Here is a 12,780-nt window from a genome sequence, read left to right on the forward strand (position 1 = left end):
CCTAGGCTAAGCCTAGGTTCTTTAATTTTCTAATTCTCTTTTATCTACTAATCCGTTGAATAGCCCCCGGCTAACGCCAGTAATTTGAACAGCAAAACGGCCCCACCAATACTAAATCCTGACACCACAGAAATACCTACTAATACCATTCCAATTGTCTTAGAATTTAAATTATTATTCTTTTTCAAATCATGAATAAAGAAAAATCCTACCACGACGGATAAGAAGAAAAACAAGATAGAAAAGGTAATCAACGCCGTTCCAAAGCCTATTCGCTTCATAGAATTAAAGATCAACAAAATATTAAAACTAATAATTACAGTTAAAACCAGAGCTACCATATGTTCTTTTTTCATGGACAACCCCCCGGAAGCCTCAAAGACCTTCATGATTTTTACTTATTATACCATAATTGAATAAGTTCCCCATGAATTTCCCAAAGAAAATTACTTGTGCCTTAATTGCCCTTTACAAACCAAGAAAATTTTATGCTTTCCTGGTTTGCATAAATAGGCTGCCCCTTAGGGACAGCCTGTTGTAACATTACTTAATTTGTCCATCAACACCAATTACAACTTCCCTAACGGGTATCTCTTTTCCGGATAGCTGCAGTGCCTGTTTCAATATAGCAGATACTCCACCACAACAGGGAACTTCCATTCTGGCTACAACAATCGTTTTAATATGGTTTACTGTAAAAATCTGTGCCAGTTTTTCTACATAGCCCTGAATATTGTCTAGCTTCGGGCAGCAAATGGCAATTGCCCTGTTTTTTAGTAATTTATTCTGAAAATCTCCGTATGCTGCCATAACACAGTCTGCACTCAACAGCAGATTTGCATTCTGGAAATAGGGTGCATTTGGATCTAACAAATGTAATTGAATCGGCCACTGTCTTAAGTAGGAAGGTTGGTTTTCACTTTTTTGCCCTTCATCATCCTTCCCTTCTATAATCTTTGCTTGGGTGGATGGGCACCCACAGGAACTCCCTCCAGCATGGTTAGGATTGGGATTGGACTTAAGCTTTATATTAAATCTGGAAGAATCAAATTCTGCTGTTTCCTTTTCTACCAACCTTATGGCATCCACTGGACACTGCGGCAGGCACATACCCAGACCGTCACAATAGGATTCTGATACCAATTTAGCTTTTCCGTCAACTAATTGAATAGCACCCTGCATACAGGCATTCGTACAAAGTCCACAACCAATACATTTTTCCTGATCTATTTGAATTACGTTACGTTTCATCGTTAATATTCCTCCTTGCTATTATGTTCATTACTTGTTTGTATTATATAGCAAGCTTCGGAACTAAACTGTAACATATATCACTTTAAGAAAATTATTCAATATAAGAATATTAATTTTCCTGGGGTGTTAAGGGCCCGGGAAGATTACCAGACAGTTGGTTATCCTACGGAGTTTATTTAGAGGCTGGAACACGGGATTATTTGCTATCCTGTGTTGGGGTTAATCCAGAGAAATTGAAAGAAGAACGTAATAAAAGTAGGGTAACCGGCATCAAAATATATGCCGGTTACTTTCCATATGGTGTCTAAGCTACAATTTATAATTCATTTATGAATTTGCTAGAAAATATAACGTTCCCGTTGCATTCATTGTGGTGATACACAATCAGCCGGGGGCCGTTAAAATACCCACACCCTCTAACTATGGATGCATTAGCCGTGCAGCAGTGGGATATTACCTTTAACTATTTGTCACCTGGGGTTTCCTTGGAGAATGGATACAGCCGGATTTAGTAGATTAAACTTAATGTAAACGGTTGTTCCATTTGCATCACTTTCTATGTCTATGGTGGCATTATGACGGGCAGCTATACTGAAGCAGGTAGCTAAACCAAGACCCGTGCCCTTATCTTTGGTGGTAAGGAAGGGGGTACCCAGCTTTCCAAGAACCTCCGGAGGTATACCTGGTCCCTGATCCTTTACCGCCAGTACCACAACGTCATCAACTGAATAGGTTTGTACCGTTATGCAGCCGCCCTGGGACATGGCTTCTAATCCATTCCTAACCAAGTTTAGGATAATCTGCCGAATTTCCTTATCGTTCAGGAGTAAATCAGACACATCCGCAGTCTTTACTTCAATATTTTTATCCTGTTGCATGGCATCAGCCTGTAGTAAGGGTAATAGAGTTTGTATAATTGCGTTAAGGTTTTGCATTTTTTGTTCTTCTGGTTTATTTCGACCAATGGAGAGAAATTCAGTAATAATGGAATTGGCCCGGTCTAATTCTCCAATCATTAATTCATAATAATCTCTGTATTTAATGCAATCCTTTTTCTCCCTAAGCATTTGCAAAAAACCCCTAACAACAGTCAGTGGGTTACGTACCTCATGGCTGATACCGGCAGCCATTTTTCCAATCAGGTTCAGACGATCTAATCGAATCATTTCCTTTTCCATTTCTTTGGACTGGGTAATATCATAAATGAAAGCAATAAACATTTTAGGTAATTCTTGATCACCCCGGATGACAGATACAGATAGATGGCTCCAAACAGGTTTGCCATCCTTTCGTATATACCGTTGTTCCATTTGGTAGTGGTCATATTGCCCCGCTACCAACTTGTTAAAAAACAACATGCATTTTATATCATCTTCCGGGTGGCTAAAATCGTTGAAACCCTTGTTGCAGAGTTCTTCCTTCGTATAGCCAACCATTTTGGCAAAGGCTTGATTCGCTTCAATTATCCGACCGTCTTCCTCTACGATTATCATGCCAAGCAATGATTGTTCAAAAATGGCCCTGATCCTAGCCTCACTTATTCTTATTGATTCCTCCATTTGCTTCCTGTCAGTAATATCAAGTATGTATACAGATATTCCTTCCATACTAGGGTAGCCGTGAATTTCAATCCACTTACCAGGGTAAAAATCCTTTATTTCCAAATGTACAGGCATCCTTTGAGCAACAGCCCTGCTCAAGGCCTCGTAAATTTGCTCTTTAACAGGTCCTGCTACAAAACTATAAAAACTTTTGCCCAACAATTCGTTATGAGTAAGCATAAAAAGTTGTTCTGCCACTTTGTTTAAATAGGTAAATTTCCATTGATAATCCAGAGTAAAAAAAGCATTCGCAATACTATTAAGAATATTAATAAAACGGTTATGGGATCTGGCTATTTCCTTCTCCATTTTTTTACTGGCAGTAATATCACGACCCACAGCATAAAATACCGGAAGCCTAATGGAAGATGAGGCAGACCAAACAAACCATTTATGGGAACCATCTTTACAGATAAAGCGATTCTCAAGATCCCGTACTTCCATGCCCTTTTCTAAATTTTGGATTTGCATTAGGGTAAGTGCCCGGTCCTCAGGATGAACATAGAAGATAAAGGGTTTAGCCATTAGTTCTTCTTTAGTAAATCCCAGAGATTTTATAAAGGTTAAGTTCGCTCTTTTTATATATCCATCTAAACCGATTGTAGCGATGGCATCCTGCGAAAGGGAAAAGAAATGATAAATCTCATCTTCATTCTGTTTTTGTTCACTAATATCCCGAATCTGGACAATAAAATATAAGAAATTGCCCTGGGCATCGGAAACTCCAGAAACATTTATACTCGCCCATACCTCATGGCCCTGCTTGTGCAAATACCTTTTTTCCAGCTCATATTTATCCAGCTCACCCCTGTACAATTTCTCTAGGAAAAAAATATTGTTTTCTAAATCATCCGGATAAGTAATTTCCTGAAAGTACATGCTAAGCAACTCTTGCTCTGTATAACCCAGCAGTTTACATAGGGAAGGATTTACGGAAAGCAGACGCCCATCGGCAGCTGTCACAGCCATTCCGACACTGGCAAAATAAAAGGCATCGCCGATAACATTTCTTTGCTGTCGTTCAACCATATCGGTTTTTGAATCTGCCATCGTAATCATCCGTGACTCCAAATGTTCAAATCTCTTTAACATTTGCCCAAGGGTTTCCTTTAGGCCAGCTATTTGGCTAATTTCTCTTTTTATCTCCAATAATTCATTCGTTAGATTCTTTGTATCAATAAATCCTCACTCCCGGAACTTATAGTACAGGCTAATTAATTAGCTCTTTTACCTGCCATTTCTCAAACTTTGACAATTAATCGGGTATAATCCAAAGGCCTTGCAATAAACTCAACTCCCGGTTTAAGCGTTATACCTTTAGGCTCACCAATAATAAGAATTTTGGTGCGGGGCCAAATCCGTGTAATTTCATCCATTTGACTACTGCTATTTGTAGTGTTATCAATAACCAGAACCGTGGGGTCATACTGATTTGCCATACTTAATGCAGCGCTTAAATCGGGAGCGGATAAAGATCTTAGGGCAGCTGCTCGCAACGTTTGTACCGCAGGATAGCGAATAACTTCATCTCTCAAAACAATCATCACATCCAGAGGACAGGGTTGTCCTTCATTGGATGTCTGTATCGGTAGCAATACAGAAAAGAGTGCACCGCCATCAATCGCATTACCAGCTGTAATTCTGCCACCGTGATTGTGCACAATTGCCTGGGTAACTGACAGGGCAAGACCAGTACCTCGCTCTTTATTAGTAAAAAAAGGTTGAAATAGCTTTTCCATTACCTCCGGCGACAAACCAGGTCCGTTATCCTCTACCTCTATGGTAACCCAATCTTCCAGTCTGCTTAGTCTAATCATGACCTTGCCTCCGGTTTCCACAGCCTCTACAGCGTTTCGAATAAGCGTCATCATCACTTGGGTAAGCTGTCCTGAGTCTGCTAAGATAGATGGTACCGGCTGAAGGCTGGTACTTATCTCCACTTCCTTACCCAAGGCTTCCCCTTGAAATAGCGGTAGAAGCTCCACTAAAAAATTTAGTGGGTCTAGAGGAATAGGAGAAATTTCAGAAGGCCTCCCCAGGATAAGAAACTCATTTAATAACCGATTTACTCGATCCAGTTCCCGGGTGATCATATCGCTATAACTGGCTATCCTTTGTGGCTCTCTTCGTCGACCCATCAACTGGATTAACCCCTGGGACACCGTCACAGGATTTTTTAATTCCCGGGCCAAAGCCCCCACTAGGGAAGCAGTTGTTGCAAGCCTTTCAGCCTGACGCCCCGCCTCCTGCCAGCGATAATAATCCGTACGGTCATTAATCATAACTAGCCAACCACAAATCGTTTCCTTATCCCGTATAGGGTTAACTTGCCAATCAACCCAGCGGCTTTGCCCATTTAACTGCAATGGGCTCATATAGCCCTTAACCTGTTCAGCCGTTTTGACATTTATTGCTGTGACCCAAGGTCCTGCCAAATCATCCGCCATACATCCTAAAAGCGTTAAAGCTTTTATACCTAAAAGACGTTCCGCTGCCCCGTTAAGATAAGTAACCTGACCATGTTGGTCCACCAGCAGAATCCCGCTGCCTATGGCCCCCAGTACGCGGGTAAGCTGGGCTTGCAGCAATTGGAATAGGTGATCGATTTCAAATACCAAGATGCATTCCTGGGACAGTAATGGCAGAAGTGCCGTAGCCTGTTTTTTATCCGTCGGACATAGTACACCTAATTGTACCTGGGAACTGCCATTGCAAGCTTCCGTGACCACTGCATCCCCGACCGGTTGCCCCAAGTAGGAAGCAACAGCTTCTTCATCCCCCTTTACTAAAAGATCCTCCTCCGTACCATTCCGATACTTTAACCAACTGCCCTTTGCCTTCAGCAGAATCACCAAAGCACTTAATATAAGATCAAGGGCCCTTTCCACCGCATTTTGATCACCACGAAACAATGATAAAACAATATAATTCATTTGCCGCAAAGCTGAAAGCTCGATGGCCCTTTGGCCACCTTCTAAACCTTCCTGTAAGGTAATTTGAAAGCTGTTTAACAATTTGCTTGCGACGTTGGATCGTTCCAGCAAAGACGGCAGACCTTCTCCAGAACGACAGGGGCATTCACAGGCCACCACGGCTAAGCCGTCCCGAAGAGGCATGGCAACGACTGTTAAGCCCTGGCCCGTAAGAAATTCATGCTCATTTCTGTTATTTTTGGTCACCTGCCAAGCTAACATAATTTCGCCCGGGGTTAGGTCCGGGAAGGTTTGCTGGCAAACCGGACATTTATCCGGAACATGAACATACTGAGTCATACTAGCTGGTATAATTGAAAGATTCAATTGTAAACCGATGGCCGTACTTTCGATAAACTGTATCCAGCGCCGAGAATTTAATAAGGTTTTGGAACAAATTTGCATTTTCTTTATCCCCTTCACACTATGTCCGGGGCGTATCCCCTAGGGTAAAATTATCACCGATTAATCTTTCCCTTAATACGGTAGCATGGCTGCTGGATCAACGCCTTCGGAAAAGGTAATTAAAGAGGCTTCTTCATATTTATGTTTAGTAACCCATAAAGCTCTTTCTATAACCAACAGCATGACATGAATTTCAATGGCTTGAGATACTGATTGAAAGGTATCCTTGAGCATCGATTTGTATGTATCCAAAGTCTCTATACTCATATAGTTATTTGTCCCCCTAATTCCAATTTGTGACATTATAATAATATTAAAATGATATTCTACAAAAACAATTGTTTCCCCTTTTTGAACATAGTCTCTAATTTTAGTTTTGCAATGGAATATTAATTCATAACTATCCGGAAATTATACCCAAGTTCATTGGAACAATCGTCTAGTCGATCATTCCGCCTATTGATACAATACACTCAAACTCATCCTCTTGAACAGGAATCATATTGGTCTTAGAAATACGATAGATAGTTAAAGTATCAAATGGCAGCTTCCAATTGCTAGAAGCTGCCATTTACCCATCCCCTTCTGTTACGCCATCGTGTCAAGGGTACGGTTATTTTGCAGGGTTTTCTATTGCATCCTTTGCTATCAACCAATGTTGAATGATACTTAAATAGTCAAGCAAGTTGCTAAGAGCTTGCTTGACTATTTATTGTGTTAAGAAAACCTTACTATTAAATGTATTAACTTTATAATGTTGAATCCAATCTAACCTACACTTTCATACTTATATCTGTGACGGCATCGAGCATATTGTTTTCCTTTCCTCCGGGTCAAAGTCCGATAAATTATTAAAGAAGGGCCTGAATAATCTCCTCCGGCAACCTCTTCGGTTTCATGTTTGATCCCACACATGCCAATTTTACTTTACCTTCCACAAGGAGTTTTCCGTCAATAGCCCTAAGTACCTTTTGAGCAACGGTAATAGAGGATCTTCCAATTTCCAATAAGGCAGTTTCCACCTTTAGCAAATCGTCATGCAAAGCCGGAGCACGGTAACTAATCTCCAGGTGCACAACCGGAAAGACAAAACCACGCTGGGCCATTTCCGCAACCGAAAATCCCCTGTCACGAAGGTATTCCGTTCTTCCTCTTTCAAAATATTTCAGGTAATTTGAGTAGTAAACCACCCCGCCTGCATCAGTATCTTCGTAATAAACCCGAATTTCCATGGGAATCCCTCCTGTAGCTATAATCTTGGGACATTATTTCAATGAAATAATGTTTTACTCCTTCATTTTTTGATTCTTTTGTACGGCACAAATATAGCGGCATAATCAGAAAATTGATATAGTAGTGTTAAGCTTATAAAGAAATGGGATAATTTTATTAAATGGGGGTTTTACCAATGTTGGCGGAGTTTAAAATTATTAATCACCCCTTACGCCCCAATGTTTGTACCAATCTTTGTTCTGTCTGTTACCGGGATAAAAAGAAAGAGAGCAATCGAATCGGTTGCTGTTCCTATGAACCGGAACTTTGTCTTTTTGATTTATTATTTTTATATCTTCATTACCCCTCTATCTATGAGTTTGTACTGAAAAAAGGACGGATAATCAAGGGATATAACGGAATCATGATAGAAATGAAGACAGGCTTAAACCGTTGTCCCTTTATTAGTGACACGGGTTGTGTCTTACCCAGGGATGCAATGACTCCCCTTTGTCGGCTATACATTTGCCGGGAAGCTGCCATTTGGGGACCGTCTATCATCGAAGAAAAATTTAATGAGTATTTTTCCAGCAAGGAATTTCAGTTAAATAATTTTTTAAATAGTAAGCTGACCTATGACAAGGGTTTTACTAGAATAAAACTTAACAGCTTTATAGAGAAATTTGCCCCGGCAATAAAAGCCATGATTGCAGAAATCGATACAACTAACCCACCAGTAGAAATTTTCAATAAAGAAATCGTGGTCAAGGATTTTGGCATACTTCCATAGTGTTATAAAATCTAAAAGCGTAACACCTAAAACAAAGGATGTTACGCTTTTCTCATTTAAAATATTTAACGTCTCATGCCTCTTAGTCTCTGTACCCGTTCTTCAATGGGTGGGTGGGTACTGAACATCCGTGCCAGGGAGTTCCCGGAAAGAGGGTTCGTGATAAATAAGTGGGAAGTCGCAGGGTTTACATTATTCATGGGCACCCGTTGAGCTGCAGATTCTAATTTTAATAGGGCATTGGCTAAACCGTCTGGTAAGCCGGCAATTTCTGCTCCGGTGGCATCTGCCGAGTATTCACGGGAGCGGGAAATGGCCATCTGGATGATCATAGCTGCGATGGGGAAGATAATGGCCATGATTAGGCCACCCACCATGCTGCCACCACCTTCTTCATCCTCACTGCGGCCCATGCCAAAGATGGCACCCCATTGTAGGGCACTACCCATCATACTGATGGCCCCGGCAAAGGCAGCGGCAATGGTGCCTATTAATATATCACGGTTTTTAATATGGGCTAGCTCATGGGCCAATACACCTTCTAACTCCTGGGGGTTCATTAGACGCAGGATTCCCTCGGTTACCGCCACTGCAGAGTTTTCGGGGTTGCGGCCAGTGGCAAAGGCATTGGGCTGATCGGAGGGTTGAATGTATATTCTTGGCATTGGTAAGCCGGCACGTTTGGATAACCGACGGATCATTTCATATAGTTCAGGTGCCTCAGCTTCGGAAACAGGGTAAGATTGGGTCATTTTAATGGCCATTTTATCGCTGTAAAAGTAGCCAAAGAAATTCATTGCCATGGCAATGAGAAAGAAAATCATTGCTCCACTGCTGCCACCAATGGCATTGCCCATCGTTACCATGATGATCGATAGTGCTCCCATTAAGAGCCAAACTTTTAAGGTATTCATTATATTCCTCCTCCCATCAAAATGACATCCTAAGCAAAAGCAGTACTAAAAGTCTTATAGATAAGGTGTCACTTCACTGAGATACAAAATCAACGACTGCATAAGAGTCATACTTCGCATCAATACCACCCGAGTAGCAACCACTCCTTGACCAGATTCTATATTATTAACGAGCGGCTGCAGCTCTGCCATTTGATTCTCCAGCAGTTTAAATTGTTGTTTGAGAAATTGGAGATCTAAACCATGTGGTTTGCCAATGACTCCTTGTAGGTTACTCGTCAGGTCACCAATACGACCTTTGATTTCATCCAGGGTGAGACGCTGGTTTTTCATACTTTCAATTAGTTTTAAAAGCAACAAACAATCTTCCGTATAATAACGGTAACCAGACTCAGCTCTTTCAGGCTTTAAAAGACCCAGGTTGGTGTAATAGTCGATGGTCCTCCGGCTAACTCCCGCCAATTCAGCCAGTTCCCCAATCTTAAATTTCTTCAACTCCCCAAATCTATCACCCCTCCATTATTATACAAGATTACCAATAAACTGTACAGTTATACGTTTTGGTAGCTTTTATCTAAAGTAATGTAATAATTGCCCAGATGGAACTGATTAAACCTCCTCCGATAAAGAAAAACAACCCCCTAAATTTATTGTCAATAGCATCAAATTTACGCTCCAACTTTTTGTCCAGGTTTTGAATTGCTTCTTTAAGTTCTTTTACTTCATCATTACTACGAATCGATTGCCTAAACATCCGACCATATAAATTATTTAAACGTTCAAGTTCTTTCTCTATGTTACGCTCCGGTCGTTCTTGATATTTAAGAGACATCGGCACCCCTCATTTCTTGATATATGCCAAAATATGTCATTGGCATAAAAAGGGTGAAAATTTGCTCTCTAAAATAAAAGCACAGGGGATGAGATTTCTCCAAGCCCACTGTGCTTTTATTAAATAACCCGTGCATAATTTATTTTTCTCTATTTCCCGTAACATGTTTAACCGATTGCATATAATGGGGTACTATCTATTCCTCCAGGATAATTCGATGGTCAACCAGTGCCATTTCTTTTATCTTTGCTTTTACTATCTTTCTTTGGCTAAAAATATTCTCTAAAAATAAGCCTTCTTTCGTTGGAACAATCTTATCTACTGATTCCAGCAATAGTTTCTCATGGCCATCTTTATCCACCAAGTAAACATTCGCTTCACACACAGCAATCACCCCTTTGTGCTCGAACAATCTCAATAGCATCATCAATATAATGGGGCAGTGGCTTGGTTTCAACCCCAGCCACAATTAAATTACATCTATTTAGGGGAATCAGCACCTTTTTAGCGGGACTTTCTGCTATTGCTTTAGCCATAAGTGGTGTAAGCTCACCAAGCAATGAATTTGCACATATGATGGCAACCGGCCCTATAATAATGTCTACCTTGGCAGCATTGATAACGATAGCATTTTCCCCGGTTGCCCCTTCATTGGCACCGGATTTAAGCATTAATGAAGTAGCCAAGGCGTTGGTACCCAATGCAATAATCTCAAGCCGCTCCCCAAAGACCTGCCTCAATTTGCTAACAACAGCCTTACCGATTCCCCCACCTTGCCCATCGATAACCGCAATACGCATTTGGTTCCTCCAATCATTAAACTTACCAACATATTATACTAAAAAACACAGGTAGTATGATTGGGTTTTTTATTCTATTTGTTCTTGGCGGAGCCACAGATTGGACAATTCTGAAGGGCAAGGGGCTCTTCTATGATGACTCATTTATTCCATCACTAAAGAAAAGTGCCTGAATCAATAGTATGACAAGCAATAGTCCACCTACAAGGTGAAAGCAAGGCATCCACCATATGCATAAAAAACTCCTTTATAAAAAAATCAAAATGACCCATAAAGGGTAGTTCGTCCCTTCATGGGTCTGTTGTTTGTTAGCTTGCCAACTCATAACAATAATTTTTCAGGGTAATGCAAAACCTTCATGGTTTTAATATACATTTGCTATATCAAAGCCAATTAATTTTATCAATTTGCCCGCCCAATACATATTACGGTAGTTTAGCCCTTGCTTTCATACTTGATCACTTGATCAATTAACTCCATAAACAAGGCAATGATTTCCTTTGAGGCCTTGGTTAATTCATTGACATAATCAAAGGCTAAATGGTGATCCCCTTTGCTATGGTGCTGGATAGCCATTAAACCACTCTGATGCACCATCCGGTGTGGTTCCTCAATTCTCTTAAATACATCCACCACCTGAGGGGGATACTTATTGATAGACATTTCACCTTCACCGTAGTACCAGCGGCCCAGCTTACACTGGTGGTGATCAGCCAGATCTTCGGCTTCTTTAATTTCCCCTTTTAGATGTGCCACCACTTTATTAATCCAAGTTGCATGGTCGACCACACGCTCGGCTAGAAATCCTGCTAAACCTGCCTGATCAAAACCCTTTTGTTGCTTGATCTCTTCCCAGATGGTATTGGTAATTCGATATGAAAAGTCTTTCTGATACTGGGCATCTTCGGCAATTTCCTCAGCAAATTTAGTGGCTTCAGCAATTTGATCCGCATTGGCTGAAATTTCCTCGGTAACAGCAGTTTGTTCTTCGGCTGCACCGCTTAAGTGCTCCAACAAACTACTTACAGTCTGGGTAGCTCTTTTAATTTCCCCAAAGGGTTCCGTCACAGACTTTGCGGAATAAATGCCTGCCTCCACTGAATTGCTGCTCTGTCCCATGGATGCCAGGGTATCGGTCATGCCTGTTTGGAGGTGGAACACCACATCCTTAATTTGTACCGCAGATTCCTTTGTCCGGTCTGCCAGACGCCGTATTTCCTCCGCCACCACAGCAAAGCCGCGCCCGCTGTCACCTGCCCTAGCGGCCTCAATGGAAGCATTTAAGGCCAACAGGTTGGTTTGCTCGGTTATTTCTGTTATTACTTCCACCGCTTCATCAATGGCCCGAACCCTGGCCTCCAGGTCCCTTACTGTTTGGGCCAACACGGACATGGACTGGCCTGCCTCCTCTAACATAACCACTGCTTGATTTAAAGATTGTTGACCAGTTTGCACAGCATCCTCTACTTTCAAATGTTCACCGTGACTATGCTGTGTGGTACTGGTTAACTCTTGGATCGATGCCGCCATTTGTTCTGAAGCCGCTGCCAGGGAATCAGTCTCACCGCCGATTACGGATACCCTATTCTGTGTTTTAAAGGCAGATAATTGATTATAAGTGGCAGAAAAATAGTTATAGGACAATATTTTTAGTATTGGTGCCATGTCCTTTATGGCACATTGCTGATTCTTTTCGCGGCCAAAAAGGGTTTTAAACAAAGGCATTTACCTCCATAATAGTACTCAGTTTAACTGTTCTAGAATTTTTATCTGTTTTTATTATGCCATTTGCAAATGCCATTTGTAAGCCATTTAGTCATTTAATTTATATTTTTTTAATTCTTTTTTAAGGAATCACATAAAACCTTGGGGCATAGGCTTCTCCCACACCAGATACCGGCCGGTGTTGTAAGCGGTATTTCTTTCGCGTAAAGTAAAGACCAGGGGATTTGTAATCTGCTTTCCTATAGGCAGACTTCAGATCCCCTGGTCTTGTTCGA

The 12,780-nt window shown here is 41.2% G+C and carries 14 protein-coding genes; 1 reads left to right on the top strand and 13 read right to left on the bottom strand.

Going from position 1 to position 12,780, the window contains the following annotated elements:
• Positions 1-47 precede the first annotated feature (47 nt).
• From V6C11_RS14575 to ybgC, 7 genes are all read right to left on the bottom strand, one after another.
• Positions 48-356, bottom strand: coding sequence for a hypothetical protein (locus V6C11_RS14575; RefSeq protein ID WP_333531925.1), 309 nt, complete (start codon positions 354-356; stop codon positions 48-50).
• Positions 357-543: 187 nt separating this feature from the next.
• Positions 544-1,251: an ATP-binding protein gene (locus tag V6C11_RS14580; RefSeq protein ID WP_333531926.1), complete on the bottom strand. Its 708-nt coding sequence runs from the start codon at positions 1,249-1,251 to the stop codon at positions 544-546.
• A gap of 473 nt (positions 1,252-1,724) precedes the next feature.
• The gene (locus V6C11_RS14585; RefSeq protein WP_333531927.1) at positions 1,725-3,905 is read right to left on the bottom strand and encodes a PAS domain S-box protein; all 2,181 of its coding nucleotides are present in this window, start codon (positions 3,903-3,905) and stop codon (positions 1,725-1,727) included.
• A 191-nt stretch (positions 3,906-4,096) separates the two neighbouring features.
• On the bottom strand, positions 4,097-6,232 hold the full coding sequence (locus tag V6C11_RS14590) for a two-component system sensor histidine kinase NtrB (RefSeq protein ID WP_333531928.1): 2,136 nt from the start codon (positions 6,230-6,232) through the stop codon (positions 4,097-4,099).
• Between the two features lie 72 nt (positions 6,233-6,304).
• Positions 6,305-6,499 (bottom strand): hypothetical protein, encoded by a 195-nt coding sequence (locus tag V6C11_RS14595; protein WP_333531929.1) that lies wholly within the window; start codon positions 6,497-6,499, stop codon positions 6,305-6,307.
• 172 nt (positions 6,500-6,671) lie between these two features.
• Complete coding sequence (locus V6C11_RS14600) at positions 6,672-6,803, bottom strand: hypothetical protein (RefSeq protein WP_333531930.1); 132 nt, start codon at positions 6,801-6,803, stop codon at positions 6,672-6,674.
• 280 nt (positions 6,804-7,083) lie between these two features.
• Positions 7,084-7,464, bottom strand: coding sequence for a tol-pal system-associated acyl-CoA thioesterase (gene ybgC, locus V6C11_RS14605; RefSeq protein ID WP_333531931.1), 381 nt, complete (start codon positions 7,462-7,464; stop codon positions 7,084-7,086).
• A 176-nt stretch (positions 7,465-7,640) separates the two neighbouring features.
• Between ybgC and V6C11_RS14610 the strand changes: the two genes are divergently transcribed.
• The gene (locus V6C11_RS14610) at positions 7,641-8,234 is read left to right on the top strand and encodes a hypothetical protein (protein ID WP_333531932.1); all 594 of its coding nucleotides are present in this window, start codon (positions 7,641-7,643) and stop codon (positions 8,232-8,234) included.
• Between the two features lie 65 nt (positions 8,235-8,299).
• Here the strand turns inward: V6C11_RS14610 and V6C11_RS14615 are convergent, their stop codons facing one another.
• The 6 genes from V6C11_RS14615 to V6C11_RS14640 form a co-directional block, all read right to left on the bottom strand.
• Positions 8,300-9,148 carry a zinc metalloprotease HtpX gene (locus V6C11_RS14615; protein WP_333531933.1) on the bottom strand — a complete coding sequence of 283 codons (849 nt, stop codon included), beginning with the start codon at positions 9,146-9,148 and terminating at the stop codon, positions 8,300-8,302.
• A 54-nt stretch (positions 9,149-9,202) separates the two neighbouring features.
• Complete coding sequence (locus V6C11_RS14620) at positions 9,203-9,643, bottom strand: MerR family transcriptional regulator (protein ID WP_333531934.1); 441 nt, start codon at positions 9,641-9,643, stop codon at positions 9,203-9,205.
• 79 nt (positions 9,644-9,722) lie between these two features.
• The gene (locus V6C11_RS14625; protein WP_333531935.1) at positions 9,723-9,980 is read right to left on the bottom strand and encodes a hypothetical protein; all 258 of its coding nucleotides are present in this window, start codon (positions 9,978-9,980) and stop codon (positions 9,723-9,725) included.
• Between the two features lie 196 nt (positions 9,981-10,176).
• Positions 10,177-10,365 (bottom strand): CooT family nickel-binding protein, encoded by a 189-nt coding sequence (locus V6C11_RS14630; RefSeq protein ID WP_333531936.1) that lies wholly within the window; start codon positions 10,363-10,365, stop codon positions 10,177-10,179.
• The gene (locus V6C11_RS14635; protein ID WP_333531937.1) at positions 10,358-10,780 is read right to left on the bottom strand and encodes a DUF3842 family protein; all 423 of its coding nucleotides are present in this window, start codon (positions 10,778-10,780) and stop codon (positions 10,358-10,360) included. The genes V6C11_RS14630 and V6C11_RS14635 overlap by 8 nt, the downstream gene beginning before the upstream one ends.
• 435 nt (positions 10,781-11,215) lie before the next feature.
• Positions 11,216-12,499 (bottom strand): methyl-accepting chemotaxis protein, encoded by a 1,284-nt coding sequence (locus V6C11_RS14640; RefSeq protein ID WP_333531938.1) that lies wholly within the window; start codon positions 12,497-12,499, stop codon positions 11,216-11,218.
• Between the last annotated feature and the right edge of the window lie 281 nt (positions 12,500-12,780).

It is taken from the genome of Desulfotomaculum sp. 1211_IL3151 (assembly GCF_036763075.1).
Taxonomy (GTDB): domain Bacteria; phylum Bacillota; class Desulfotomaculia; order Desulfotomaculales; family Desulfotomaculaceae; genus Desulfotomaculum.

Coding starts and splice junctions, on each gene's coding strand:
- V6C11_RS14580 (WP_333531926.1), bottom strand. CDS start 1,251: ATGAAACGTAACGTAATTCAAATAGATCAGGAAAAATGTATTGGTTGT.
- V6C11_RS14610 (WP_333531932.1), top strand. CDS start 7,641: ATGTTGGCGGAGTTTAAAATTATTAATCACCCCTTACGCCCCAATGTT.
- V6C11_RS14635 (WP_333531937.1), bottom strand. CDS start 10,780: ATGCGTATTGCGGTTATCGATGGGCAAGGTGGGGGAATCGGTAAGGCT.
- ybgC (WP_333531931.1), bottom strand. CDS start 7,464: ATGGAAATTCGGGTTTATTACGAAGATACTGATGCAGGCGGGGTGGTT.
- V6C11_RS14600 (WP_333531930.1), bottom strand. CDS start 6,803: ATGGCAGCTTCTAGCAATTGGAAGCTGCCATTTGATACTTTAACTATC.
- V6C11_RS14585 (WP_333531927.1), bottom strand. CDS start 3,905: ATGGCAGATTCAAAAACCGATATGGTTGAACGACAGCAAAGAAATGTT.
- V6C11_RS14590 (WP_333531928.1), bottom strand. CDS start 6,232: ATGCAAATTTGTTCCAAAACCTTATTAAATTCTCGGCGCTGGATACAG.
- V6C11_RS14625 (WP_333531935.1), bottom strand. CDS start 9,980: ATGTCTCTTAAATATCAAGAACGACCGGAGCGTAACATAGAGAAAGAA.
- V6C11_RS14595 (WP_333531929.1), bottom strand. CDS start 6,499: ATGAGTATAGAGACTTTGGATACATACAAATCGATGCTCAAGGATACC.
- V6C11_RS14575 (WP_333531925.1), bottom strand. CDS start 356: ATGAAAAAAGAACATATGGTAGCTCTGGTTTTAACTGTAATTATTAGT.
- V6C11_RS14615 (WP_333531933.1), bottom strand. CDS start 9,148: ATGAATACCTTAAAAGTTTGGCTCTTAATGGGAGCACTATCGATCATC.